General features: G+C 61.3%; 20 protein-coding genes. 11 read left to right on the forward strand and 9 right to left on the reverse strand.

Annotation, left to right across the window (positions count from 1 at the left end):
* Positions 1–427: 427 nt before the first annotated feature.
* Entirely contained in the window at positions 428–1,417 is a 990-nt protein-coding gene (locus CRI93_RS05285) for a Gfo/Idh/MocA family protein (protein WP_098061583.1), read from the reverse strand.
* Positions 1,418–1,460: 43 nt separating this feature from the next.
* A complete protein-coding gene (locus tag CRI93_RS05290; RefSeq protein WP_098061584.1) occupies positions 1,461–2,828 on the reverse strand; it encodes a nicotinate phosphoribosyltransferase in 1,368 nt (455 codons plus the stop codon).
* A 195-nt stretch (positions 2,829–3,023) separates the two neighbouring features.
* Here CRI93_RS05290 and der point away from each other — a divergent pair, with 195 nt between their 5' ends.
* Positions 3,024–4,322, forward strand: a complete 1,299-nt coding sequence (gene der / locus CRI93_RS05295; protein ID WP_098061585.1) for a ribosome biogenesis GTPase Der — start codon at positions 3,024–3,026, stop codon at positions 4,320–4,322.
* A 42-nt stretch (positions 4,323–4,364) separates the two neighbouring features.
* Positions 4,365–5,108: a CDP-alcohol phosphatidyltransferase family protein gene (locus tag CRI93_RS05300; RefSeq protein WP_098061586.1), complete on the forward strand. Its 744-nt coding sequence runs from the start codon at positions 4,365–4,367 to the stop codon at positions 5,106–5,108.
* A gap of 28 nt (positions 5,109–5,136) precedes the next feature.
* Here CRI93_RS05300 and CRI93_RS05305 read toward each other — a convergent pair whose 3' ends face one another.
* Entirely contained in the window at positions 5,137–5,814 is a 678-nt protein-coding gene (locus CRI93_RS05305) for a hypothetical protein (protein ID WP_141491572.1), read from the reverse strand.
* A gap of 658 nt (positions 5,815–6,472) precedes the next feature.
* On the opposite strand from CRI93_RS05305, the gene CRI93_RS05310 reads away from it, so the two are divergent.
* The 4 genes from CRI93_RS05310 (at position 6,473) to CRI93_RS05325 (ending at position 10,980) form a co-directional block, all read left to right on the forward strand.
* Complete coding sequence (locus tag CRI93_RS05310; RefSeq protein ID WP_098061588.1) at positions 6,473–7,036, forward strand: YeeE/YedE family protein; 564 nt, start codon at positions 6,473–6,475, stop codon at positions 7,034–7,036.
* Between the two features lie 129 nt (positions 7,037–7,165).
* Positions 7,166–7,561: a DUF6691 family protein gene (locus CRI93_RS05315; RefSeq protein ID WP_342752076.1), complete on the forward strand. Its 396-nt coding sequence runs from the start codon at positions 7,166–7,168 to the stop codon at positions 7,559–7,561.
* Between the two features lie 104 nt (positions 7,562–7,665).
* Positions 7,666–9,123, forward strand: coding sequence for an MBL fold metallo-hydrolase (locus tag CRI93_RS05320; RefSeq protein WP_098061590.1), 1,458 nt, complete (start codon positions 7,666–7,668; stop codon positions 9,121–9,123).
* Between the two features lie 99 nt (positions 9,124–9,222).
* On the forward strand, positions 9,223–10,980 hold the full coding sequence (locus tag CRI93_RS05325) for a SulP family inorganic anion transporter (protein ID WP_098061591.1): 1,758 nt from the start codon (positions 9,223–9,225) through the stop codon (positions 10,978–10,980).
* 64 nt (positions 10,981–11,044) lie between these two features.
* On the opposite strand, the gene CRI93_RS05330 is transcribed toward CRI93_RS05325, so the two are convergent.
* Entirely contained in the window at positions 11,045–12,220 is a 1,176-nt protein-coding gene (locus tag CRI93_RS05330) for a PQQ-dependent sugar dehydrogenase (protein ID WP_245850362.1), read from the reverse strand.
* Between the two features lie 193 nt (positions 12,221–12,413).
* Here CRI93_RS05330 and CRI93_RS05335 point away from each other — a divergent pair, with 193 nt between their 5' ends.
* Positions 12,414–13,565 (forward strand): glycosyltransferase, encoded by a 1,152-nt coding sequence (locus tag CRI93_RS05335; protein WP_098061593.1) that lies wholly within the window; start codon positions 12,414–12,416, stop codon positions 13,563–13,565.
* Positions 13,566–13,635: 70 nt separating this feature from the next.
* Positions 13,636–14,502: an MBL fold metallo-hydrolase gene (locus CRI93_RS05340; protein ID WP_098061594.1), complete on the forward strand. Its 867-nt coding sequence runs from the start codon at positions 13,636–13,638 to the stop codon at positions 14,500–14,502.
* Positions 14,503–14,543: 41 nt separating this feature from the next.
* On the opposite strand, the gene CRI93_RS05345 is transcribed toward CRI93_RS05340, so the two are convergent.
* The 5 genes from CRI93_RS05345 to CRI93_RS15340 all read right to left on the reverse strand — a co-directional run bounded on the left by CRI93_RS05345 (position 14,544) and on the right by CRI93_RS15340 (position 21,226).
* Entirely contained in the window at positions 14,544–16,787 is a 2,244-nt protein-coding gene (locus tag CRI93_RS05345; RefSeq protein WP_098061595.1) for an APC family permease, read from the reverse strand.
* 395 nt (positions 16,788–17,182) lie between these two features.
* Positions 17,183–18,610 (reverse strand): NAD(P)(+) transhydrogenase (Re/Si-specific) subunit beta, encoded by a 1,428-nt coding sequence (locus CRI93_RS05350; protein WP_098061596.1) that lies wholly within the window; start codon positions 18,608–18,610, stop codon positions 17,183–17,185.
* Positions 18,607–18,909: an NAD(P) transhydrogenase subunit alpha part 2 gene (locus CRI93_RS05355; protein WP_098061597.1), complete on the reverse strand. Its 303-nt coding sequence runs from the start codon at positions 18,907–18,909 to the stop codon at positions 18,607–18,609. Before CRI93_RS05355 ends, CRI93_RS05350 begins: the two co-directional genes overlap by 4 nt.
* Before the next feature lie 66 nt (positions 18,910–18,975).
* Positions 18,976–20,124 (reverse strand): Re/Si-specific NAD(P)(+) transhydrogenase subunit alpha, encoded by a 1,149-nt coding sequence (locus tag CRI93_RS05360; protein ID WP_098061598.1) that lies wholly within the window; start codon positions 20,122–20,124, stop codon positions 18,976–18,978.
* Positions 20,125–20,209: 85 nt separating this feature from the next.
* Positions 20,210–21,226, reverse strand: coding sequence for a hypothetical protein (locus CRI93_RS15340; RefSeq protein WP_176521714.1), 1,017 nt, complete (start codon positions 21,224–21,226; stop codon positions 20,210–20,212).
* Positions 21,227–21,564: 338 nt separating this feature from the next.
* Here CRI93_RS15340 and aspS point away from each other — a divergent pair, with 338 nt between their 5' ends.
* The 3 genes from aspS to CRI93_RS05380 all read left to right on the forward strand — a co-directional run bounded on the left by aspS (position 21,565) and on the right by CRI93_RS05380 (position 25,900).
* Positions 21,565–23,415, forward strand: coding sequence for an aspartate--tRNA ligase (gene aspS / locus CRI93_RS05370; RefSeq protein ID WP_098061771.1), 1,851 nt, complete (start codon positions 21,565–21,567; stop codon positions 23,413–23,415).
* Positions 23,416–23,650: 235 nt separating this feature from the next.
* Complete coding sequence (locus CRI93_RS05375) at positions 23,651–24,187, forward strand: REP-associated tyrosine transposase (protein ID WP_098061599.1); 537 nt, start codon at positions 23,651–23,653, stop codon at positions 24,185–24,187.
* 402 nt (positions 24,188–24,589) lie between these two features.
* Positions 24,590–25,900: an MFS transporter gene (locus CRI93_RS05380; protein WP_098061600.1), complete on the forward strand. Its 1,311-nt coding sequence runs from the start codon at positions 24,590–24,592 to the stop codon at positions 25,898–25,900.
* Positions 25,901–26,021: the final 121 nt, after the last annotated feature.

Consider the following 26,021-nt stretch of genomic DNA (forward strand, 5'->3'; position numbering starts at 1 on the left):
AAAAGGCGCACGAGCGCCGCGCGAAGAGCCTGTTCCGGTACGGGTTAGATGGGTTGCAACAGATACTGACGACCCCCGAGCGGCAAGACGCCGCCCTCTTCCGCTGTTTGAGCCTGCTTCAACGACCAACGGCTCATCTGCCCTATGGATAATATCCTATGGGTAGGCAATCATTCGCGTTTGAAGAGACACTCAACTTTTGTCATGTACCATGCAGCACACCACCCGCAAGCGCTTTCCGTTGCACACTCTTAACACAAAAAGCCCTTTCAAATAATTGGGCGAATTATGTCTCTGCCCTGGAAGCGCTCACATTGGGCGCGGGACGTTCCTCACCCTGTAGAGACGGGCCAGTGGCACGTCTCTACAGGGTCAAAACATATCTTAGGGCGGGCCTCCATCCCCAACGGAGCATGCGAAGTGGGTATCACCCCCGCGCCTCCCACGCGGGCAAGCCGCACGCCTCGCGCACCTGATCAAGCGTGCGCATCACCGCAACCGTATCGTCCAGCGGGAGCACCGGACTCTCGGCGTGCCCGGCCCGCAGGCATTCGTGCACATGGGCCGCCTCGAAATGATAGCCATGCCCCTCAAACGGATGCGTCTCCGTCACTGGCGGCACCGCACGGCCCGTGAGCGCTACTGCTGGACTGTGCCACCACGGCGCATCCAGGCGTAGCGTGCCCTCCGGCCCGGTAGCGTGGGCCAGGCGCGTGCCCTGCTCCCGAAACGAGGTCGTCAGCACCGCCTGGCGGTTATCCGCGTAATGCAGCGTTGCCGTCACGCTCTCCTCCACGCCGGTCGTGCCGCGAATGGCGGTAGCGGCACACGATTTAGGTTCGCCCAGCACCCGATGCGCCCACCACACCGCATATACGCCCAGATCCAGCAGCACGCCGCCGCCCAAGTCCGGGTCAAAGAGCCGATGTGATGCATCAAACGCCCGAAAGGCACTCAAGTCAGCGCGCACGGTCTTAACGTCGCCAATGCGCCCGTCGGCAATGAGACGCAGGGTACGCTGCACCGCCGGAATGAATGCGGTCCACATCGCCTCCATCACGAACACGCCGGCACGGCGAGCAGCACGGCGCACGGTTTCGGCTTCGGCAGCATTCATTGTAAAGGGCTTCTCCACCAGCACCGGCACGCCCGCGTCAATGCACCGAAGCGCCTGCTCCGCATGAAACGGATGCGGTGTGGCAATATAGACGGCATCCACCGCATCCGACCGAATGAGCGCGTCGTAATCCCCAAACGCATGCGATGCGCCATGCTCGCGGGCAAACGCGTTGGCACGTGCTTCCGACCGCGATCCGACCGCGGCGCAGATCGCATCGGGGCAGTGGGTCAGGTCCTCGGCAAACAGAGTGGCAATGGAGCCAGTGCCCAGCAGGCCCCAGCGCAGTGGAGTGGGCATAGCAGTGGCGGCATGTTTAGGGGAAACATAAAGCAGCGGCGGCTTACGTGGCCATTTCGGTGCGGAGCCGCTCAGCAGTAGCGTCGGTGCGGGCCTGCAGCGCACCCGAAATGGTAACGGGGTAGGCGGGTGTCTCCTCCAAGGCGTGCAGGCGCGGCGGCAGCGCAGCGAGGGCGTCCTGGGTGCGGCTGCGGAGTGCATCGAGCGAGGGGGCGTCGTCGGTGCGGGTGCCGTTGTGCATGACGCGCTCAAGGAGTGGGGTGCCGGTGTCGGGCAGATCGTCGGCGGGCGCAATCACATCGCCCGTGGCGGTGCCCTGATCGTCGAACGTGCGCACGACCTGCTTGCGACCCACGAGATTCTTCTTGTTGGGCGCCAGCTTCATGCGGGGCGTGCCATCGTAGGCGCTGAGCTTGTACGCCGTATCCAGGTACGGCTGATCGGCGATGGTGCCCAGCTTGGTGCCCACGCCAAACCCGTCGATAGGTGCACCCTGATCAACAAGGTCGGCAATAGCATGCTCCTCCAGCCCGCCACTCACCAGAATATCCACGTCGTGCAGCCCAGCATCGTCAAGGATCGACCGCGCCTTGTGAGCCAGCGCGCCCAGATCGCCTGAATCCAGGCGGATGCCGCGCACCTGAAAGTCCTTGCCCCGCGCCTCGGCCATTTCAACCACGCGGTGCACCCCATCGAGCGTGTCGTAGGTGTCCACCAGCAGCACCGTGTCGGGGTAGCAGTCGGCAAACGCGGTGAACGCATCCATCTCAGTCGCGTGCGCCTCGATATAGCTGTGCGCCATGGTGCCGGTGACGGGCAGGCCGTAGGCTTTTCCGGCAGCCACATTCGAGGTCGCATCGATCCCAGCAATGTAGCCCGAGCGAGCGGCTTTGAGCGGGGCATCGGTGCCGTGCATGCGTCGCATCCCGAAATCGGCCACCAGGCGCTCGGTGCCATCGTGCGTGGCGGCGTGCTTTACGCGGGCTGCCTTTGAGGCGTAGGCGGTCTGGTACGAGATCTGGTTCAGCAGGAACGTCTCCACCAGCTGCGCCTCGCCGATGGGCGCAACCACTTCCAGGATCGGCTCGTCTGGAAAGACGGGCGTGCCTTCGGGCATGGCGTACACATCACCGGTGAAGCGAAAGTCCGCGAGTCCGTCTACAAAATCGTCGTCGAAGTCGTCGAGCGAGCGCAAGTAGGCGCGGTCGGATTCGCTGAAGTGCAGCTCTTCCAGATACGACAGCACCGTATCCAGTCCGCACGCCAGCAGGTAATTGCGATCGCGCAGGCGGCGGCAGAACAGCGAGAAGACCGCCGGAGCGTGCATGCCTTCGCGCTCATAGGCCTGCAGCATGGTGAGCTGGTACAGGTCGGTGTGCAGCGCAAGCGAGTTGGATGCAGAGTCGGGCATAGCGACAGAGCGATGAACAAGATTGTAACGGATAATGCTGTACCGCACGCCCGAGTACAGGTTTACACGTTCACCCGTTCGTTGCGAAGCCTGTGTGGCATTGGCCCCAGCAGAGCGTCCACGGGGAACGCAATGACCACAGATCGTTGAACTGCATCTGCCTCTTTGTCTTCGATTTACGGATGTACCCCGCTCATGCTTGTCGCTATTGTCGGACGCCCCAACGTGGGCAAGTCCACGCTCTTCAACCGCCTTACCGGACGCAAACGCGCCATTGTTGACGACCAGCCCGGCGTCACGCGCGACCGCGTGTATGGCGAAATTGAGTGGGGCGGGCGCACCATCCCCGTCGTGGATACCGGCGGCTACGTGCCGCACTCCGCCGAGCGCTTCGAATCTGCCATTCGCGAACAGGTCGATATTGCGCTGTCGGATGCGGACGTGGTGCTCTTCGTAACGGATGTAACTACCGGCATCACCGACATCGACGAGGAGATGACGCAGCGCTTTCGCCGGTCGGATACGCCGGTGCTGCTCGTAGCCAACAAGGCCGACAACGACGAGCGCCGCTGGGCCGCCAACGAGATGTACGGCCTGGGCTTCGACGAAATCTACCCGGTCAGCGCATCGAACGGCATCGGCACCGGCGAACTGCTCGACGCGCTCCTGGAGAAGCTCCCCGAGACGGAGGAGACCGCGCTCGACGAACGCACCGGCATCGCCGTCATCGGACGCCCCAACGTGGGCAAGTCCTCATTTATCAACGCGCTGCTGGGCTTCGACCGCTCCATCGTCACCGAAATCAGCGGCACCACCCGCGATGCGGTCCACTCGCAGGTCGAGTACGAGGGGCGCGAGCTCACCCTCATCGACACCGCCGGACTGCGTAAAAAGGCCAAGGTAAAAGAGAACATCGAGTTCTACAGCGCCCTGCGTAGCGAACGGGCCGTGCGCGAAGCGGATGTGTGCATCTTAATGGTGGATGCCACCGTAGGACTTGAAAACCAGGATGTGCGCGTCTTCCGACAGGCCGAGAAGCACAAAAAGGGCATGGTTCTCGCGGTAAACAAGTGGGACCTGGTCGAGAAGGATACGAAGACGGCGAAGCGGTACGAAGAGTACTTCCACCGCATTCTGGATCGGCAGTCGCACGTGCCCATCGTGTTTACCTCGGCCGTCACGCGGCAGCGCGTGTACAAGGTGCTGGATACGGCGCTGGAGGTAGCCGACGAGCGCGCCAAGCGCGTCTCGACCAGCACGCTCAACGACATGGTGCAGGCCGCTGTGGAGGCGCATCATCCGCCCACATACCGGGGCAATTACGTACGCATCAAATACGCGACCCAGGTGCGCGCCGACCCGCCGGTGTTTGCGTTCTTTTGCAACCACCCCGACGGCGTGAAGGAGTCGTACCGCCGCTACCTCGAAGGCAAGCTACGCAAGTCGTTTGGATTCGACGGCGTCCCACTTACCCTTGTGTTCAAGCAGAAGTAATGTTGTTCTATATCGCGCCTGCGTCTCAGCAGGCTGTTGCCGATGTCCACTGATTCCTCCCCACGTCTCGTTGCTCGGCGCCTCCGCGCGTACGGTGTGCATCTGCTCACCGCCAGCGGCGTGGTGCTGGCGCTGCTTAGCATCGGCGAACTGTTCAGCAGCCATCCCGATCTGCGCTGGGTGTTCGGCTACCTGGGCGCGGCCATCATCATCGACGCGGTCGACGGCTCGCTGGCGCGCGAATGGGATGTGCTCACCTACGCCGCGAGCACCGAGGGCCACACGCTCGACGACCTGGTCGACTACCTCACGTTCACGTTCATCCCGCTCGTGGTGGTGTGGCAGATGGACTGGCTCGTGGGCCCCACCACGCTCTGGATTGCCGCGGCGCTCATGGCCAGTCTGTTCGGCTTCTCGCACGCTGATGCCAAGCAAACCGAAACCGGCTTCTTCCGCGGCTTCCCGTCGTACTGGAATCTGGTCGCCTACCACATCGGACTCATCGTCACGGCGTTCCCCGAGCACGGTCCGCTACTCATGACTGGGCTGGTCATCACGCTGGCCATTCTCACGGTGGTGCCCATCCAGGTGCTCTACCCCACGCGCACGCCTCGACCGTGGCGCAGGCCCGTGCTGTGGGGCGCGGTGGTCTGGGCCCTTCTCCTGGCCGCCATGCTTCCCACCTATCCTTACATGCCCGCCTGGGGCGATCCGTGGCTGCTGCCCCTGTCGCTGCTCTACCCGCTCTTCTACGCCGTGCTGTCGTATGTGGCGGCGTATCGATAAGAGGAGGGGTTACGCTCCGCAGATCCGTTTAGTCGCGGAAGTCCTCATAGTAGAGTTTGAATTCGCCATCGGTGACATGCACCGTATCCGGGAGACGGTACAGGTGCTCAAACTCATCGCGCTCATAGTCGCGCCGGGCAAAGCTACCTTGCCAAGTGCCCTCAATTACTCCACGCTCTTCGTCGTAGCGCGTGATGGTGACTTGATTCGTGGAGTCGGGAATAGGATCGTGAAAAGAGATCGTCACATCGTGGTCGGAGCCATAGATCCGTCCTCCATATTCGCGGGAACGACCATTAGACGTTTCCCGCTCATGAGGGTTGAGCGAGTAGGTCCCCTCGCCGTCGAAGGGAATTGTGAGAGTAAACTTCTGAATATAGTGTATTTCCTCCAATACGCTTTGTGTAAACACTATGGAGAGGACATCTTCAGCCTGTCCTGATTCCACTTTTTTCTCCGCTTCAGGCGATACTGTAGGCCATTCCTCGCCGTCGATCTTAAAAGTATACTCGTTTTCGGGTTCATCTTCTTCTTTTGGTTCGTCATTTGATGAGTCAAGGAAGTTGCATCCGCCCAAAACGACCAAAAGGCATACGCCCCAAATAAGTATTGAGAGATAAAAATTTATATTCTTAATGCTAAACATATTTACTGAGCCTATTTCAATATAAATATCAAAGCAGAAAAGAGAAGGCACCTTACTCACAGTCCGAGTAAGGTGCCTCTCGTGATGTTCGATTACTTCACCACCGTTATCGTCATAGTGTCAGAGTGCTCTTTAGTACTGAGACAGGCGGCGTCAATTTCACTGACCGTTACCAAAAACATGGCAAAACGTGCTTCATGCAAAGAGTATTTGTGACAATTGAGTTAAGATGCATTATGACTTGTCGTAAGATGAATATGTAAAGCTGTGTGCTCTTTCTTGACCGTCAGCTTGTGTGCCGGATGCGGATGATCCCAATGTAGAAGATGAGCCATGCATCCTCAAACGAAACGCCCCGTCCTCACACCATGTGGGAACGGGGCTTTTTTGATGGCTGCACGAGGCCGTTCTGCTTTATGTGGTGACGCGACTCACTCGGTCTGATATTTCATCGTCAAGGTGCCACGCAAGGCGTTGCATATCTGTAGGCGTCCCTGTTGTGGCGAGGGCACACAGCGCAGGAAGTGTGCGGCCCCGCCCTGTCGTTTTACGCAGATTCTGTGTATTCTTTTATAGCAATGTAGTGTTCATCCCGAAACCGCGTTTAAATACAATAGGGCCAGGTGTGGGTGGATACGTATCTCGGAACAACATACCAGCGGATTATATATACCGGACTGCAAACTTGTAATAACAACAGGCTAACCGCCAACGACTCATGATAGAGATGCTCTCACAGACCTGGCCTTGGTACGTAGCGGGGCCGCTTATTGGACTCATTGTACCCGCGCTGCTCATTGCAGGCGGACGCATGTTTGGCATCTCGGCGAACCTCCGCCATGCCTGTGCCGCCACGATTCCGGGGCGCGTTGCGTTCTTTCAGTACGACTGGAAGAAATCCGGTCTCTGGAATATCGTATTCGCGGTTGGGATTGTACTTGGCGGGGTCATTGCCACCACGGTACTCGCGCACCCGGATCCGGAAATCGGGATCTCGGCTGGGGCCCGCGCGCAGCTTGAAGGCGTAGGCATTACCGACTTCACGGGACTGCTGCCCAGTGATCTCTTCTCGTGGAGCGGACTCGCGTCGCTGCCGGGGTTTCTTATGATTGTCGTGGGCGGCTTTCTCGTCGGCTTTGGCGCGCGCTATGCGGGCGGATGCACCTCGGGTCACGCCATCAGCGGGCTCGCTGACTTGCAGGGGCCGTCCCTCATTGCGGTGATTGGCTTTTTCATCGGCGGTCTGTTCGTGACGCACCTGATTCTGCCGCTCATTCTGTAGCCCCTGCTGTAGCTGCACTGCGCCTTTTCGCCCTTGTGTACCAACGGTCTGTGATTCATTATGTCTACTACCACCCAACAACCCGAACACGCCGAAGCTAATCTCACCGTCGGCGGCCTCTTTGGCTACATGACGCTGGGCATGCTCTTCGGTATCATTTTCGTGCAGAGCGAAGTGGTGTCCTGGTTTCGCATTCAGGAGATGTTTCGCTTTGAGTCGTTCCACATGTACGGCATCATCGGGAGCGCGGTCGTCGTGGCCATGATCGGCGTGCAAGCCATCAAGTACTTCGACATTCGCACGCTCGATGGCGAGCCCATCCGCATCAACCCGAAGCAGTGGTCGAGCTACCGCTATTGGGTCGGCGGCATCATGTTTGGACTTGGATGGGCGCTTCTGGGCGCGTGCCCGGGCCCCATCTTCGCCCTCATTGGCGGCGGTTACTCGGTGATGCTCGTGGCTCTGCTAAGCGCCATTGCCGGAACCTGGGTGTACGGCGCGCTGCGTCCGCACCTGCCGCACTAACACCCGTGCTTCCGCGACCGGCACACCGTCCCCTGTTTCAAGAGGGATGCGATGTTGCATCCTTCGTCCCATTGTTTTTCGCGAACTAACCTACGCATCCTACCATGCTATTCCGACAAGTATTCGACCCGAAACTCGCGCAGTACGCCTACCTCATTGGCTGTCAGCAGACCGGCGAGGCGCTCCTGATTGATCCGGAACGCGACATCGACCAGTACCTGGAGCTGGCCGAAGAGGAGGGCGTCGAGATTGTGGCCGTGGCCGAAACCCACATCCACGCCGACTTCCTGTCGGGGGCCCGCGAGTTCGCCGAGCGCTTCGACACCACGCTCTACCTCTCCGACGAAGGCACCGCGGACTGGAAGTACGAGTGGGTCAAGGAGCCGAAGCAGAGCGGCGGATCTTACGATGCGCAGCTCCTGAAGGATGGCGACACCTTCACCATCGGTAACATTGAGGTGGAGGCGGTGCACACGCCCGGCCATACACCCGAGCACATGTCGTTCATGGTTACCGACAAGGGCGGCGGTGCCACCGAGCCCATGGGCATTGTTACCGGCGACTTCGCCTTTGTGAACGACCTGGGCCGTCCCGACTTGCTCGAATCTGCTGCCAAAGTCGAGGGCGTGATGGAGCCCTCAGCGCGCGAACTGTACCGTTCGGTGCAGCGCTTCCTCGACATGCCCGACTATCTGCAAGTGTGGCCCGCCCACGGCGCCGGATCCACCTGCGGCAAAGCCCTGGGCGCTGTCCCACAAACCACGATTGGCTACGAGCGCAAGTACAACCCGATGGTGGGCGCTGCCCTCGACGGCGAAGACCGCTTCGTGGAGGCGATCCTCGACGGACAGCCTGAGCCGCAGCTCTACTTTGCCCGCATGAAGCGCGACAACAAGCTCGGCGCGCCCGTGCTCGGCCAGTTGCCGCAGCCGAGGAAGCTGACGGTGCAAGAACTGAAGGCCCACGCCGAAAACGACGAGTCGCTCCTTGTGGATACACGGATCGACCGCTCTGCCTTCATGGAGACCCACATTCCCGGAGCGCTCTACGCGCCGATGAACAAGTCCTTCAACACGGTCATCGGCTCACTCGTCGAAGACGAAACCACGCCGATCGTGCTGCTCATCGACGAAGATGATGTCGACGAAGCGGTGCGCGATCTGGTGCGCATCGGATACGACAACCCGGTGGCCTTCGCCTCGCTCGAAACGCTGCAGCGGTATCTGGCGGATGCAGAGACGGCCTCCATCGAAGAAATTGACTTCGCAGAATTGGAGCAGCGCCGCCACGCCGACAACACGGCGGTGGTGGACGTACGCTTCCGCTCGGAGTACGACGCGGGGCACGTTGACGGTGCGCACAACGCCTCGTACACGCGTCTGCCGGAGTACGAAGCCGACCTGCCGACCGATGAAACGCTGATTGTGCACTGCGGCAGTGGTGCGCGGGCAGCGGCGGCCTCGGCCTACCTGCAGCGCAGCGGACGCTCGGTGGTCTACGTGAATGACAACTTCTCGGACTACGAGGCGCCTGTTACCTCGGGCGATGCCGTCGCTGCGTAACCCACGCGTTTTGTGTCTTCGCCTCCGAGAGCGGTCCGCCAGTACGCGGGCCGCTCTCGCAGTATATACCCTGTTTTCCACCCGTAGGCTCTTCGTACTATGCTCGCTCGCCTTCGCGATGCCCTTCCATTGCTGGACCAGCTCACGCAATACTCTGCCGACCACCTGAAGAGCGACCTGTCGGCGGGGCTCACGGTGGGCGTCATGCTCATTCCACAGGGCATGGCGTATGCGCTCATTGCCGGGTTGCCTCCCATTTATGGGTTGTACGCCTCGCTCATTCCGCTCCTCGGATACGCGATCTTCGGCACATCGCGGCAACTGGCCGTGGGGCCGGTGGCCATTGTGTCGCTGCTGGTGGCGGCGAGCGTGGCCCCGATGGCCGAGGGCGACCCCAACCGCTACATCATGCTGGCGCTTACGCTGACCCTTATGGTCGGTGTACTGCAACTGGCCATGGGGCTGCTCCGATTTGGCTTTCTGGTCAACTTCCTGTCGCATCCCGTACTGAGCGGATTCACCTCGGCAGCGGCCCTGGTGATTGGCTTTAGCCAGCTCAAGCACCTGTTGGGCGTCGATATTGAGCGCTCCAACTACATCCACGAGATTCTGTGGGCGGCGGCGCAGCAGTGGGAGGCAATCCACCTGCCCACGGTGATGCTTGGCGTGGTGGGCATTATCATTTTGCTGATGCTAAAGCGCTGGTCGAAGGCCATTCCCGGGGCCCTCGTGGTCGTCGTGCTGGGAACCGGCGCCATCTGGCTGTTCGGCGGCAACCAGGCAGGCGTCTCCATTGTGGGCGAGGTGCCGGGCGGGCTGCCCCGCTTCGTCATCCCTGCGTTTTCGTGGGCGGATGTGCAGGCCCTGATTCCTGGTGCACTGACCATCTCGCTGATCGGATTTATGGAGTCCATTGCCGTGGCCAAGGTGTACGCCCGCCGCAATGGCTACAGCCTCGATGCCAACAAAGAGCTCGTGGGGCTGGGTGTGGCAAACATGGCCGGAGCCTTCTTCCAGTCGTATCCCACCACCGGCGGCTTTTCGCGTACGGCCGTCAATGCCGACGCCGGGGCAAAGACCAACGTGGCGGGCATCATCAGCGCCGTGGTCATCGCCCTCACACTGCTCTTCCTGACACCGCTCTTCTACTACATGCCCAATGCCATCCTGGCGTCGATTGTGATGGTGGCGGTCGCCGGGCTTGTGGACTGGGAAGAGGCGATGTACCTGTGGCGCGTAGACCGCCGCGATCTGGCGCTGATGGCGCTTACCTTCGTGGCTACGCTCACGCTGGGCATCGAAGAAGGCATCCTGGCTGGCGTCATCGTGTCGCTTGTCGCCATCATTTATCAGAGCGCCACGCCGCACACCGCCATCATGGGGCGCTTGCCGGATTCGACAACCTACCGCAATCTAAAGCGCAGCCCCAACGCCATCACCCGCGCCGATGTGATGATTGTGCGGATGGACGCGGCGCTCTACTTCGCCAACGTGTCCACGTTCAAGGATCTGGTGAGCGAGATCGACATGAACAACGATGCGCTGCGAGCTATCGTCATTGACATGTACCCGGTAAACCGCGTCGATTCGACCGCGGCCCATGCGCTGCACGAAATCATTGCGGTGTGCCACGAAAACGGCATCGACCTGTACCTGGCCGGACTCAAGGGGCCGGTGCACGATGTGCTAAGCCGTGCGGGGGTGATTCATGAACTTGGCCCGCAGCACCTCTTCCATGAGGTGCACGCGGCGGTACAAGCTGCCGAAGCAGCGCATCGCTCTGATGCCAGCGGCAATGGCACGGCGTCAGACACGGAGAGGTCAGAGACCGAACGCCCGGCGGAGGTATCGTCGTAGCTACAAAATACAGTAGGGACACGGCGCGCCGTGTCCCTACGTTAGGTGCAATTGGCAACAACCGTCACTCAACCGGTTCGAGACGGAAGATCCCGCCGCTGGCATCATCGGTGAGCAGGTAGATAAAGCCGTCGGGGCCGGTGCGCACGTCGCGGATGCGCCCCAACTCGTTAGCGAGGAGCGTTTCCTGATGCGTGACCTCGTTGCCGTCGAGCACCACGCGGCGCACCTGCTGGTACGCGAGTGCGCCCACGAACAGATTGCCCTGCCACTCGGGGAACGCGTCGCCGTCGTACACTGCCAGGCCCGAGGGCGCAATCGAAGGCGTCCACTGGATTACTGGCTCCACGAAGCGATCCGTCTGGTCCGGATCGACGCCTACCGGTTCATCTGCATCGTACTCGCGTCCATAAGTGGCTTCGGGCCAGCCGTAGTTGTTGCCTGCCTCAATCAGGTTGAGCTCATCGCCGCCGCGCGGGCCGTGCTCGTGGGCCCAGATGGTGCCGGTTTCGGGATGGCGTATTATGCCCTGTGGATTGCGGTGCCCGTACGAAAAGTGGGCATCGTTGACCGAGTCGTCATCCACAAACGGATTGTCGCTGGGGACGCTGCCGTCGGCATTCAGGCGAAGCAGCACACCGGCGTCGTCTTGTGTGTCCTGGGCCGGATCGCGCAGCCCACGGTCGCCGATGCTGGCGAGGAAGGTGCCATCCTCCAGAAAGACAATGCGCGAGCCGTAATGGCGTCCGGGCTCCTTAGGCGGATCCTGCACGTAGAGCGTCTCCATGTTGGTAAGCGCATCGCCCTCAAGCTGAGCGCGGGCAATGGTGGTGGTGGTCACCTCCTCGCCCTGCGGGTTAGAGTATGTGAAGTAGATCCAGCCCGTGTTTTCGTAGTCTGGGTGCAGCACCACATCAAGCAGCCCGCCCTGGTTCACCGAGCGGATCTCAGGCAGCCCGCTCAACGGCGTCACGCTGCCGTCGGGCGATACGCGGTTCAAGCGTCCGGGGCGCTCGGTTACAAGCATGTCGCCATCGGGCAAAAACGCGATCCCCCACGGATTCTCCAGATTATCCGCCAGTTGCACCACCTGAAAGTCGAGCTCCTCACTCTCCACAAGATCCACAACGATCTCGCCCTGGCTGGCGCTCGTATCCGAGTCCGCACTGTTATCCGCAGCCGACACATCCGACGATGCGTTGCCGCCGCATCCGGCCAGCAGCGCCGCGCCTAAAATCACCAAAACACTATGGAAACCAATGGTACGCATAAAAAGCCAAGAACCTGTAGGAAGACAAGACGAACAACTACACCGCAACGGCACGCACAGCCGGGGCATCCGTTTCCACACCCGTAGGTAATTGTGCGCACAACGTTACGGTTTCCGGTATGTAGCGTATCAATGGCTGTGTTCATTCGCAAGAGTTCATTCTATGGCTGCTCCATCTGTGTCCCCCAACCGGTTGTTGATGCATGTTGGCCCGGCGTATCCGTACCGAGGGGGCATTGCGCATTTTACTGAGCTCACCGCCCGCGCGCTGCGCAATGCCGGGCATCCGCCCCGACTTTGCACATTCACACGGCAGTATCCAGCATGGCTTTTCCCCGGACGCACGCAGACGGTGGAGCCCGGCACGCCGCCGCCCGCTGGTCTCCCCAAACCCGACCGGCGCATTGACACGCTCAATCCGCTCACCTGGCATCGAACGGCCCGGTGGATGCAGCAAGAGGCCGCTGGGGCTGTCATGCAGTACTGGATGCCTTTCATGGCACTGCCCTTTGCATACATGGCCTGGCAGATGCGCCGGGCAGGCCGCCCTGTCGTCGGAATTATTCACAACGCGCTGCCGCACGAACGGCACTGGGGGGATGCGCAGCTCAGTCGCCTCTTCCTGCATCAGCTCAGTGGTGCAGTGGCGCTCTCAGAGTCGGTGGCCGCCGATGTCCGCGCGCTGACCCCTGCGCTTCCCACCGAGCAGGTCGACCACCCCGCGTATACGCGCTTCGGAACCCGGCCCGACCAAACTGACGCACGCGCTCGCCTGGATCTGCCGACCGAGGGGCTGCTTGTGCTCTTTTTCGGGTTTGTGCGCCGCTACAAAGGACTCGATGTGCTGCTCGACGCGTGGCCCGCCGTGCAGGAGCATCGGCCCAACCCGTTTCTCTGCATTGCGGGCGAGGCCTACGACGACCCTGCGCCCTACCGCGCTCAGATGGAGGCGCTGCCCCATCCCGATCGCGTGCGGTGGGACGACCGCTACATCCCCGAAGACCAGGTGGCCGACTACTTCGCCGCTGCCGACCTCGTGGTGCAGCCGTACCGCCATGCCACGCAGAGCGGCGTGGTGCAGATTGCCGCGCATATGAACCGCCCCGTTATCGTGACCGATGTGGGCGGCCTGCCCGAAACGATCGACTCCGGACGCACCGGCTTTGTGGTGCCGCCCGAGGATCCAGATGCGTTGGCTGAGGCCATCATTCACGCATGTCAGCCCGAACAGCAACGCATATTGACGGGGCCGCAGGCCACGGGCGGATCGGCAGAGGCCCTGGCACAGGCGGTCGATCGGATGCTGAAGCACTGAACCTGTGCCTCCCACAAGCCGTACCGAAGCCGCCGCATACGTCCGTTGTTCGTCTGGTAACCTGGTAGCTATGAGCAGTACCCGTATTTCGCATGACTCGGTCGCTGGCCTGCGCGTGGGGCGCTGGCCCTTGGGGCCTACAACGCGCAGCATCTGCTACCGGGCGGGGCATACACTTATTGACACCGGGCCGCCGAACCAGTGGAAACAGGTCCGCCACTTTGTCGAAGAAGAGCATGAGGCGCACGGCATTGAGCGCGTGGTGTGCACGCATCACCACGAAGACCACGCCGGTAACGCCGCCCGCATTCAGAAATTGTTGGATGTGCCGGTGTATGCCCCGGAATCGAGTCTGGAGCGGTTGCAGGAGGGGTTTGCCATGGAGTGGTATCGCCGCGTGGTGTGGGGCACGCCGCCCGAAACCGAAGCCGAGCCGCTCCCCGAGGCGCTTCCACTTGGTCCCGGCGCCACGCTACAGGCGCACGCCGCTCCCGGCCATGCCGACGACATGGTATGCCTGCACGTACCCGAACGCCGATGGCTCTTTACCGCCGACCTGTTTCTGGCGCCGCGCATCGAGTACCTTCGTTTTGATGAGGATGTGCATGCGCTGGCCGAGTCGCTGCATGCCATGGCACAGCTCCCGGCGGATGTGTTGTTCTGCGGACATCAAGGCGTGGTCGAGACAGGGTCCGCCGCCCTTCAGGAAAAAGCGCGCTATCTCGAAGCGCTCTGCGGACAGGTGCAGCGCCGGTACTACCGCGAGCAGCAGCCGCTGCCCGACATCCAGGATGACCTGCTGGGCCGTGAGGGCACACTGCGCTGGCTCACAGGCGGCGACTTCTCCAAAAAGAATCTGATTGCGGCCTGTGTCCGCCGTACCGATGACTCGGACGACCTCCCTGACATGATCAGCGCCCCTACCCCGATGCGGTAGGACTCGAATGCGGTAGCAACGGATTGGGGAGTTGGGTGTCGTTAGTCGCTGAGCACCTCACGAAAGGCAACCGGCTCGGCCGCCAAGGTGTAGATCGTAGCGGGCAAATCTCGGGTTCGGCTGTGAAGCTCCCTGTAGTACGACGTGAAGTCGTCTACCTCGTCTGGAGCGGCCATGCCCAGGAAAATGAGATCAGCATCCTGCGACGATTCGTGGAGAATGTCGTCGAACGAGCGTCCGTTGCCGACGATGACATTGAGCTCGGCACCGATGCGGATGCGTTTGACGATGGGTTCGACGTTCTGGTGCATCTGCTCAGCTGCTTCTTCGGTGGGGGCCACCATTTTCAGCACAACCTGCGCATCCTGCCACAAGAAACTGGTGTTGAGCAGGTACGCCATCACTTTCATGAGGCCGCCATTGCCTTCAAGGCCGCCCCACCACACGTCAATGCGCTCGCGCCGATCGAAGTCGGTGTCGTTGTCATGCTGCACAATGAGCACATTCCGCTGCGAGTGGTAGAAGTTGCGGATCATGGTGCAGTAGCGTTCGGCATGGTCGGGGTTCTCCGTATCTCCCAGCACGACGGTGTTGGGCGTGAGGCGGCCCAGGCCGTAGGCTTCAACAAGGTGCTCACCCCCATCGAACGGGTTCGACGCCGATACCGAGCGCACAAGCGCTTGCACGCCACGCTCGGCCAGGTGATCTCGGATATTGGTCTCCATCTTCTGCTGGCGCTCAACGGGAAAGCCCTCTTCAGGAAAGACCGTGGCTACAGTCATGAGGGCCCGGTCGTGGGTCCACGACGAAGCCAGCTCAACCAGATGCCAGCGGCTGGTGGGAGCCCCGGTGAGCACAAGCAGGTGCGGACGCCAGTTTTTGGGAGCGGGGTTATTTTGGTGGCGCAGCAGTCCTGAGCGCACCGCGGCCATCCAGAGGCCCTGCCGCACGTCGCCCCAGGCGGCTTTCATGCCTTTGCGTTTCAACCATGCGAAAATGGCGATGATGCATGCAATAGCAATTACAGTGGCGGTCGTGTTAATCAAGAACATGACCGAGATACACCCAACGGCCCCCAGCAACGACAGCATCCAGTGCACCTTGAACGTAGGGCGAAAGGACGGACTGTCCAGCGCGGTTTCGATGCCTGCGGCTACGTTCAGTACGCAATACGTAGCCAGAAAGAACATAGTGAGGACAGGCGCAATCGCGTTCAGGTCGCCCAGCGCTACAGCGGTTAGCGCAATAACCATCGTCAACACAGTGCCGTAGCGGGGGGTATCTTCTTCACCCGAGCCGTGGCCCAGCCACCGAAGCCAGCGCGGCAGCACGCCATCACGAGCCAGCGCCTGCAGCACCCGAGGCGCGCCAAGAATGCTTCCCACCGCGCTCGACAGCGTAGCACCCCATACGCCGAGCAGAATGGCATCGCCCCAGAACGAGATGCGCCGCATCACAAGCGGGTCTTCAATCAGCGTTGCCGCATCGGCGCGGGTGGCCAGCACCATGGGGAGCGTCATGTAGATGAGGTAGCCGACGCCAATAGCCGCGAAGGTGCCCCACGGAATAGACTTGCCCGGATCCTCAAGATCGCCGGACAGGTTGACCCCGGCCATGATGCCTGTTACCGCCGGAAAGAACACGGCGAAGACAACCCAGAAGGGCTCCGAGAGCCGATCGCTGGCACCCCACATCTCGATATCGCTCTCCTCGATTGGCTTCCCAAAGTAGAGCGAGATCAGCGACACCGCGATGGCAGCCATGATCACGTATTGCGATCGGATGGCCGCTTTGGCTGATACAATGGCCAGCGCTGTAACGCCTACTGTCGTGATCAACCCCACGACCCGCTGGTTCAGCGACGGAAACACATTAACCACGCTTTCTGCAAATCCGACCGTGTATAGCGCCACCGAAAGCGCAAGAGCAAAGAACAGTGGAATCCCCACTGCTCCCCCGGTTTCAAGCCCGAGCGACCGGCTGATCATGTAGTATGCTCCGCCGATGCGTACCCGCTGGTCGGTTGCAATGGCCGAGATGGAGAATGCTGTGAGCAGCGTAATACCCGTAGACAGCGTAACGATGAGAAATGCTCCAAATAGGCCCACATTTCCAACGACCCACCCGTACCGCAGGTACATGATGACCCCGAGGATTGTCAGGATGGAGGGCGTAAAAACGCCGCCGAACGTTCCCAGCCCGCCTTCCTTTCCAGGAACGGCGGTTTGGGTTTCGCCCGGTTCGGATTTAAAGCGTTGCCAGACTGATTTAACCGAAGAAAGCATGTGATATGTATCAGGGAGAGAAAGCTTGCCCACGGAGCAAAGCTAAGAAAGAGGCGCTGCGCCGTTCGCGCACTGTAGCAGGCCATGAAAGCCTACTGGCATGAAATCTTATACCACCTGCGCCGAATCATAGTGCAGGTCATTGAAATCTGTGGATGGTGTGTTCCATTCCGTATCGCCGGGGACGCAAGCGGGCCCCGGCTATGGATCTCCGTAGCCCGGGATCAGGACTGCTGCACAACATCCGGTTTCCCGCACTGGGATTCAGTAGACACGGTGAGGGAATCCAGATACACGCTACGCGTTATGCGTTACGCAACAATGTAGCACACACCGTATCCAAAAGCACCCTGCAACTGCATGGCCATCGCTGTGTATCCAATCCCTGCAGCTTATTACAGCCCCTTCACCGCCTCGGTCGTCTCGCTGACGGCTTCTTTGGCATCCGCAAAGAGCATGCGGGTGTTATCCTGATAGAACAGGCTGTTGGGCACCCCCGAGTAACCCGGGCTCAGGCTGCGTTTGATGACGACGACCGTCTCGGCGTCGTCTACATCCAAGATAGGCATGCCCGCAATGGGACTGCCCGAAGCTTCGCGCGCAGCCGGATTCACGACATCATTCGCGCCGATGACCAGCGCCACATCGGTCGAAGAGAACGCGCTGTTGATCTCGTCCATCTCGAAGAGCTGCTCGTAGGGCACGTCGGCCTCGGCCAAAAGCACGTTCATGTGGCCCGGCATGCGTCCCGCCACGGGGTGGATGGCGTAGCGCACATCCACGCCCTTCGACTGCAGGCGGTCGGCCAGTTCGCGTACGGCGTGCTGCGCCTGCGCCACGGCGAGTCCGTAGCCCGGTACGATAATGACGCGCTCGGCATAGGTGGCCAGAATCGCCAGGTCTTGCGGGCTGGTCTCCTGCACGCTCTTGCCTTCGGGGATGTCGAGTGCGCTGCTTGTTGCGCCATCGCCCCCGAATCCGCCCAGCATAACGTTGGCGAGCGAGCGGTTCATGGCCTCGCACATCTGCATGGTGAGCATGAACCCGGCGGCGCCTACCAGCGTGCCGCTTACGATGAGCGCCGTGTTGTCGAGGATAAAACCCGTGGCCGCGGCGGCCAGTCCAGAGTAGGAGTTGAGCAGTGCCACCACCACCGGCATATCGGCACCGCCGATGGGAAACACGAGGAAGAGCCCGACGAGCGCCGCACTCGCAGCAATGCCGATACCCGCATACAGCGTGATGTCAGGGTCGGTGGTCAGTTCGGGAGCGCCCAAGGCCATCAGCACAATGCCAACCACGCCTGCAAGCAGCAGCAGACCGGTGACAAACGCCACGCCCGGAAACGTGATCGGGTTGCCCGAAAGCAATCCCTGCAGTTTGCCGAACGCCACCAGGCTGCCGGTAAATGTGATCATGCCGACCAGCAGACTTACGCCAATGACCACGGCGAGCGTAGGCGAATACGTGCTCGCATCCACCAGCCGACTGCCCTGCAGGTACTGGGCAATTTCGGCGCTGGCCACAAACGCCGAGGCGGCGCCCCCGAATCCATTAAATACCGCCACCAGCTCCGGCATCGACGTCATGGGCGTGCGCACGGCTAGAACGGTGCCAATGGCCCCACCGGTGAGCACGCCCGCAAGCAGCAGTGGCCATGACAGCACATCGTGCACAAAGAGCGTAGCCACCACGGCGGTGAACATGCCGAGCGAGGCCAACGCATTGCCGCTGCGGGCCGTGGGCGGCGTTTGCATCCGCTTTAGACCCAGCACAAACAGTACAGCCGACAGCAGGTACGCGAGTTCGATTGAGGGCGTCATGAGGAAGAGGAGTCAGAAGCAGAAGCAGAGCGTTTGCGGCCAAACATGCGCAGCATGCGGTCGGTGACGAGGAAGCCGCCCACCACGTTGATTGTGGCTACGACCAGTGCTCCAAACCCGAGCGCCTGCGCCCACCACGCATCGCTCATTCCGGCGGCAATGACGGCCCCGACCAGCGTGATGCCACTGATGGCGTTGGCCCCCGACATCAGCGGCGTGTGCAAGGTTTGCGGCACCTTGGTAAGCACTTCCGTCCCCAGAAGTGCGGCGAGCACAAAGATAATCACATTCTCAATCATGGCAGACGGAAGCCGTAGGCAGGCGGTTATGCGGACAGGTACAGGCGGACAGAACAGGCGAAGGCGCTAAGCGGCCGATGTATCGAGCAGGCTGCGCACACGCTCGTTGCGAATGGTGCCGTTGTGGACAGCGCACATCGCATCGGCCACCTCGTCGTCGAGGTCAAGGGCGAGCGTGCCGTCATCGTTGAGCAGGTAGTCGAGCAGCGCGCGTACAGTGTTGGCAAACAACTCACTCGCATGCACGGGCATCGTGGCCGGCAGATTCGTGGGGCCCATGATGTGCACGTCGTGGCGCGTGACGGTTTCGCCGGGTTCGGTGAGCGCGCAGTTGCCGCCGTTGGGCGCGGCCAGATCCACAACGACCGAGCCGGGCGCCATATCTTTGACTGCCGCCTCATTAATAACCAGCGGCGCGGGTCGTCCTGGAATGAGCGCGGTCGTAATCACCACGTCCGATTTGGCGATGTGCGGGCGCAGTAGTTCGGGCTGCCGCTCTTGCTTGGCCTGCTCCAGTTCCTTCGCATAGCCATCGTCGCCTTCCGAAAGCGAGGTGTCCAGTTCCAGCTCCACAAACGACGCGCCCAGGCTCTCGATCTCTTCGCGCGTGGCGTCGCGGATGTCATAGCCCCGCACCTTGGCGCCCAGGCGCTTGGCCGTAGCAATGGCCTGCAGCCCCGCCACGCCTGCGCCCACCACAAGCACGCTCGCTGGACGAATGGTACCGGCGGCGGTGCTCATGAGTGGGAAAAACTTGGGGAGGCGGAGGGCAGCCTCCAGCGCAGCACGGTACCCGGCCAGCGAACTCATGGCTGAGAGCACATCCATCGACTGCGCCCGCGAGATGCGCGGGACCAACTCCATAGGCAGGGCGGTGGCGCCCTGCTTGGCGATGTCGGCAAGCACCTGCGGCGCGTCAAGCGGCTGCAGAAGACCCAGCACCGCCTGCTCGTCCGAGAGCGCAGTGCGGCGCTCAGGTGGAGGCGGTGCCAGCGTAAGTACAATGTCGGCGCCCCATGCGTCGTCGTCACTGACAACCGTGGCCCCTGCCGCCTCGTAATCGTCGTCGGTATGATACGCATCAGTGCCCACGCCCGATGCTACACGGATCTCCACGCCATGCGTATCCTGCAGGCGCTCCACCACATCAGGGGTGAGGGCAGCGCGGGTTTCGTCGGTAGCAGCAGCGCGAGGAACGCCAAGCGAAGCGGGCATAGGCAGGGCACGGGCCGGGTCGAAAAGACTACGTGTCTTAAAGTGGACGAGTCACCGTGGCCATCGTTGCGCGTCATCAACATCGTTACGGACGAGGTCGACAGCGAGGCTGCGGTTGAATCTCCGAGATGTGCACCCGGCTTGTGGAGTAATTGTTGGATTCACTGTACGATCCCACCCAGATGTTGTACTGACCGCTCTGCGGACGATTGAACGCGATCATTGCGTCGAGCCCTTCGCCACCGTCATCGTTACAGAACCACTCGCCGCTGGGAGCGCGCACAGTAAGGGTCACATCCACATCCGTCTCCGTGTAGATGTACAGCGATGTGCTGCCCGCGCTATAGCTCAAGTTTAGATCAGGAGCGTTCGCCGCCACGCGTCCGCGGCAACCGGTGCCCTGAATGGGATTTTCGATGGATCCGCCTGCAACCACCTGGGTCGTGTGCGGATCGGGCATGAAGCCAGCCGAGAGCTGTGCGGTGCCATAGGTTGGCGTGGCCTGCCAGTTCAGGGTGCCCGAGGAGCGGGTGCTCGACGAGGAGCCAACGTTGCGCGTGGTGCTGGCCGAGGACGTAGAACGGCTCTGCGATCCACTAAGCTCGCTAAACACCACCGAGGCGTTGGGCGTGCCTCCGCTGCTGCTGTAGGTGCCTACCCAGATGTTGTAATTGCCGGATTGCGGCGTGTTGAACTCCAGGCGCGCGTTCGTGCCTGCGCCGCCGTCGTCATCGCAGACCCACTCGCCGTTCGGCGTGTACACCAAAAGCGTGACATCCGTGCTTGCATCGGTTTCAATGCTTAGCGGATAGCTACCGCTCTGGTAGTTGAGGTCCAGGTCCGGCGCATCCATGTGAATATAGCCGCTGCATCCCTGAAGCGGTACTTCCGTACTGCCTCCGGCGCGCACCGAGCGGCGCTGCGGATCAGGGGTAAAGCCACTGGAGAGCGAGATCGTGCCGTACGTAGGCGTGGCACGCCAGTTAGGCTGCTGCGCCTGGGCGGGAAGGGCGCTCAGTGCAAATAAAACGAGCCCCACGAGGATGAAAGAAACAGAGCGGAACGAGACAACGGGTTTTGTAAAGCAGGTAACAGTAGCCATGATGTTCTGTGGTGTTAAGTGCAACAGGTGGGCGTGTGCATTGAAGATTTAAATAAGTACATCAATGCAAAAATAAAGTTCAACCAAACACCGGCAAATCTATGCACTGCATAGTGCTCTACGTGCATGCTTTTGGCGTCGGGCGTATGCGCTTTGGGCGTATGCACGTCCAAGGCTATGCAACTTTCCATTCTGCGTGTGTCTTTTGCGTGTGCCGCCTCCTGACGTGGAAGGGCTTTCTTCAGAGCGACCTTCACACGAAGATCGCACCCATTCCGAACTTCGCGTCGTATGTTAACGCGTTACGCTATTTCTCCACCGCACTCGACTCCAGACTCATGGCTGAGGCCGACCGCTCTGCACTCATTACTACCGACACGCACGGGGTGCGCACCCATACCTGTGGCGAATTGCGCGCCGAGCACAAAGGCGAATCTGTCGTCTTAAAGGGCTGGGTGGATACACGGCGCGATCTCGGGGGCCTCGTGTTTATCGACCTGCGCGACCGCTACGGCCTTACGCAGATCGTTTTTAGCCCCCAGGCGAACGAAGACGCGTACGAAACGGCCCAGCAGCTCCGAAGCGAAGACGTCATCTCGGTGCGCGGAACGGTTGCTGCCCGTAAAGACCAAGCTGTGAATCCCGCCATGCCCACTGGCACCATCGAGGTACAGGGGGATGCGTGTGCCGTGCTCAACGTGAGCGACACACCGCCGTTTGTGGTGTCGACCCAAGACGAGAGCCGGGTGGATGCGAATGAAGACCTCCGTCTGAAATATCGGTACCTGGATCTGCGACGCCCTGCCTTGCAGCGCAACCTGGAACTGCGCCATCGCTTCTACCAGACGACGCGGCGCTTCTTCGACCAGCACGACTTTCTGGAGGTCGAAACGCCCGTGCTCATGAAATCGACGCCTGAGGGCGCGCGCGACTTCCTCGTGCCCAGCCGCCTGCATCCGGGCCATTTCTACGCGCTGCCGCAGAGTCCGCAGACGTACAAGCAGATCCTGATGGTGTCGGGGCTCGACCGCTACGTGCAGATCGTGAAGTGCTTCCGCGATGAAGACCTGCGCGCCGACCGCCAGCCCGAGTTCACGCAGGTGGATGTGGAGATGACCTTCGCCACCGAAGAGCAGGTCTACGATCTGATGGAGGGCTTGATGGCTGATCTGTGGGCCGACCTAAAGGACACCGAAATCGACACGCCCTTTCCGCGCATGACCTACGACGAGGCGATGCGCACCTACGGCTCCGACAAACCCGATGTCCGCTTCGACCTAAAACTGCAGGATGTGAGCGATGCGTTCGACGGCTGCGGATTCCGCGTCTTCCAGTCGATTATTGACGACGATGGACGCATCATGGCGCTGCCGGTGCCTGGCGAGGGCGACCGCGGACGCAGCGCGATGGACCGCCTCACCGACTACGTAACCGATACCATTGGCGCGGCGGGGCTCATCTACATCCAGCAGGGCGAAGACGATGAGGTGCCCTCGTGTAACGTGAGCACCAACGCCATTCCGCAAGAACACGTAGAGGCCGCCTTCGAACAGGCAGGCGCCGAACCCGGCGACCTGGTGCTGCTCGTGGCTGGGCCCACGCCTACGGTGTATGAGCAGGCCGGGCAGTTGCGTTTGCACATGGCTGACGACCTGGGGCTGCGTCCCGAACCCGGCGAAGGGCCTGATCGCTTTCTGTGGGTCACGGACTTCCCGCTGTTGGAGTGGGACGACGAGCACGAACGTTATGCGCCGATGCATCACCCCTTCACGGCGCCGAAGGACGAGCATCTCGACCGCCTCGACGACGATCCGGGCGCGGTGGAGGCGCGGGCGTACGACCTGGTGCTGAACGGCCACGAGATTGGCGGCGGCTCCATTCGTATCCACAACCGCGAGATGCAGGCGCGCATGTTTGATGTGCTCGGTATCGATGCCGAAGAGGCGGAGCAGCGCTTTGGATTCCTGCTGGATGCCTTCCGCTATGGCGCGCCGCCGCACGGAGGTATTGCGCTCGGCCTGGATCGCCTCATCATGCTGATTGCGGGGGCCTCGTCGCTGCGCGAAGTGATTGCCTTCCCCAAAACGCAGAGCGCCAAGGAGCCGATGGTCAACTCCCCCGACACCGTCGACGCTGAGCAGCTGGAGACGCTGCATATCGACACGGTGAGCGATGAGGAGGACGCGTAGGAGGGATTCGGACATCATTCGCCGCGAGACGCAGGAGCGTCTGGGGTCTCCATGCCCAACCGGGGACGGTTGGGCGCAGAGCATGCTATCTGTTCGTGGATCTGTCGCCGACGGTCCCCCGTCGGCACGTCCAGAGGGACGCTCCTGCGTCCCAGGGCCAAACAGCAGACGTTACGAATGAGCAGTCCGCCGGGTCTACGCAATCCGCACTGTGCAATTGGACGCACTCTCGGCTATGGCACTGCCCTTCTGCATCCACGACGAACAGGCGCCGCACTTTCTGACGTGCACCATCCTCAACGGCTGGCCCGTGCTGGCGCGTCCCGCAGCCGCTCAGGTTGTGCTGGACGCCTTGCAGCATATGCAAGAAACGGAGCGGATCCACCTGTATGCATATGTGCTGATGGCAAACCATATTCACCTGATTGCATCTGCCGATACGCTCTCGCGTGAGGTGCATGCGCTGAAGTCGTTTACGGCCCACCGTATTGTGGATGTGCTTAGCGAGCAGAAGGCTACGCACGTGCTCCACCTGTTGCAGTGGAGCCGCCGTGCGCGGCGACCGGATCGTACGTATCAGGTGTGGACGGCGGGAAGCTATCCCAAACAGCTGCAAACGGCAACGATGACGCGCCAGAAAATCGCGTACATCCATGACAATCCGGTGCGGCGCGGCTATGTGGATGAGGCCACGCACTGGCGGTACTCCAGTGCGCGCAATTATGCGGGGCAACCGGGACTGATTGATGTGACGGTGGCTGATCTTTTTTGATCAACGAGGGGACGCAGAAGCGTCTGGGGTCTCCACGCCCAACCGGGGGTACGTGTTTAGCGACCTGTAGCCCGGAACTGGGAGCGGAGCGGACGTTCTGGGCAGTGTCTAAACCAAATTAGCGGGGCAGAGAGGGGCCCGAAGGGTCATGCCGGTTGTGCTCCTGAACAGCCCGCGTCGCACGGCAGAGCCATGCGACGAGGAGGCTAAACATATCAACCAGGGACGGTTGGGCGCAGATCATTCGTTCTCTCTAAACTGCCGCCGACGGGCCCCCGTCGGCACGTCCGAGAGGGACGCTCCCGCGTCTCCCAGTTGCAGGCGCGGGTTGCGCCTTCGGGGCCGAGCGTCGTATGTTGCGCAGCGGATGCTCGCTGCCTGTCCACTACCACCTGACTGCCCGTGCCCACTGAAGAACCCGCCCTCGACCGCCGTGTGATTGGCGCGTGGTCGCTCTATGACTTTGCCAATCAGGCGTTTACGACGCTGGTCGTTACGTTTGTCTACGCGACCTTCTTTACCGAGGTCATTGCCACCGACTCAGTGACGGGCACCACGCAGTGGTCGTGGGCGGTGGCCGTTGCCGCGATCATCGTAGCTATGAGCTCGCCCTACCTGGGGGCCATGGCCGACCGCAGCGGACGTCGTAAGCTCTTTCTGGCACTGGCCACGGTGGTCTGCATTGTAGCCTCGACGGTGCTGTATCTGCCCACCAAGGGCCAGGTGCTCTTTGCGCTCGGCACGTTTGTCGTGGCCAATGTGGCGTTTGAGCTGTCGTACGTCTTCTACAACGCGTTCCTCCCCGAAATCGCCACGCCCAAAACCATGGGGCGCGTGTCGGGCATTGGGTGGTTTGTGGGATACGTGGGCGGACTGCTCAGCCTCATCATTGCACTGTTCGTATTCATCTGGCCCGAGCCGCCGCTGTTTGGACTCAACGCCGACACCGGTGCCAACATCCGCGCGACCAATCTGCTCGTGGCGGCCTGGTACGCCGTGTTCGCGCTCCCACTCTTTTGGATGGTGCCCGAGCCCCCGCGCCGCGCCATCGGGGCGGGCGACAACCGCGGACTCATCGCCGCCACCAACCAGCAACTCGCCTCTACCTTCGCGTCCATTCGGCGCTACCGGCACGCCTTCTGGCTGCTGCTGGCGCGCTTTTTCTACAACGATGGCATCGTGACGATCTTTGCATTCGGCGGCATCTACGCGGCGGGCACATTTGGTTTCGACACCGAAGGCATTATCATCTTTGGCATTGTGCTAAACGTGGCGGCGGGCCTGGGCGCGTTTGCATTCGGGTGGATCGACGACTGGATTGGTGCCAAGCCCACGATTCTGATCAGCATTGTGGGGATTTCGGTGGCGGTGCTTGGGGCGGCGCTGGCCCCCAGCGAGCCGTGGTTCTGGGCGTCGGGCATTCTGCTGGGGCTGCTCGTGGGGCCGAACCAGGCCTCCAGCCGCTCGCTCCTCGGACGCTTCACGCCCCGCGGCAAGGAAAACGAGTTCTTCGGCTTCTTTGCGTTCTCGGGTAAGCTGACCGCGTTTATGGGACCGCTCCTGCTGGGCTGGATGACCAGTCTCTTTGAGAGCCAGCGCATTGGCATTACCACCGTGCTTATCTTCTTTGTGATTGGCGGCCTCCTGCTCCTGCGCGTCGACGAAGACGAGGGTATGCGGATGGCAGAAGCCGCAAACGAAGCGGATTCGTGATGCTTACGAGATCGACGGTCGGTGCAGGCAGTGTCAGGCGGATGCTGGGCGCCTATCACTGGGAACGAAGCCCTTCGCATCCCCTTAACACCACTGTTTTATTGCATCACAGAACCGCCAC

The sequence above is a fragment of the Longimonas halophila genome, assembly GCF_002554705.1.
Classification (GTDB): domain Bacteria; phylum Bacteroidota; class Rhodothermia; order Rhodothermales; family Salinibacteraceae; genus Longimonas; species Longimonas halophila.

Coding starts and splice junctions, on each gene's coding strand:
- CRI93_RS05350 (WP_098061596.1), bottom strand. CDS start 18,610: ATGACGCCCTCAATCGAACTCGCGTACCTGCTGTCGGCTGTACTGTTT.
- CRI93_RS05310 (WP_098061588.1), top strand. CDS start 6,473: ATGATAGAGATGCTCTCACAGACCTGGCCTTGGTACGTAGCGGGGCCG.
- CRI93_RS15340 (WP_176521714.1), bottom strand. CDS start 21,226: ATGGCTACTGTTACCTGCTTTACAAAACCCGTTGTCTCGTTCCGCTCT.
- CRI93_RS05285 (WP_098061583.1), bottom strand. CDS start 1,417: ATGCCCACTCCACTGCGCTGGGGCCTGCTGGGCACTGGCTCCATTGCC.
- CRI93_RS05340 (WP_098061594.1), top strand. CDS start 13,636: ATGAGCAGTACCCGTATTTCGCATGACTCGGTCGCTGGCCTGCGCGTG.
- CRI93_RS05375 (WP_098061599.1), top strand. CDS start 23,651: ATGGCACTGCCCTTCTGCATCCACGACGAACAGGCGCCGCACTTTCTG.
- CRI93_RS05300 (WP_098061586.1), top strand. CDS start 4,365: ATGTCCACTGATTCCTCCCCACGTCTCGTTGCTCGGCGCCTCCGCGCG.
- CRI93_RS05355 (WP_098061597.1), bottom strand. CDS start 18,909: ATGATTGAGAATGTGATTATCTTTGTGCTCGCCGCACTTCTGGGGACG.
- der (WP_098061585.1), top strand. CDS start 3,024: ATGCTTGTCGCTATTGTCGGACGCCCCAACGTGGGCAAGTCCACGCTC.
- CRI93_RS05290 (WP_098061584.1), bottom strand. CDS start 2,828: ATGCCCGACTCTGCATCCAACTCGCTTGCGCTGCACACCGACCTGTAC.
- CRI93_RS05360 (WP_098061598.1), bottom strand. CDS start 20,124: ATGCCCGCTTCGCTTGGCGTTCCTCGCGCTGCTGCTACCGACGAAACC.
- aspS (WP_098061771.1), top strand. CDS start 21,565: ATGGCTGAGGCCGACCGCTCTGCACTCATTACTACCGACACGCACGGG.
- CRI93_RS05325 (WP_098061591.1), top strand. CDS start 9,223: ATGCTCGCTCGCCTTCGCGATGCCCTTCCATTGCTGGACCAGCTCACG.
- CRI93_RS05315 (WP_342752076.1), top strand. CDS start 7,166: ATGACGCTGGGCATGCTCTTCGGTATCATTTTCGTGCAGAGCGAAGTG.
- CRI93_RS05335 (WP_098061593.1), top strand. CDS start 12,414: ATGGCTGCTCCATCTGTGTCCCCCAACCGGTTGTTGATGCATGTTGGC.
- CRI93_RS05320 (WP_098061590.1), top strand. CDS start 7,666: ATGCTATTCCGACAAGTATTCGACCCGAAACTCGCGCAGTACGCCTAC.
- CRI93_RS05345 (WP_098061595.1), bottom strand. CDS start 16,787: ATGCTTTCTTCGGTTAAATCAGTCTGGCAACGCTTTAAATCCGAACCG.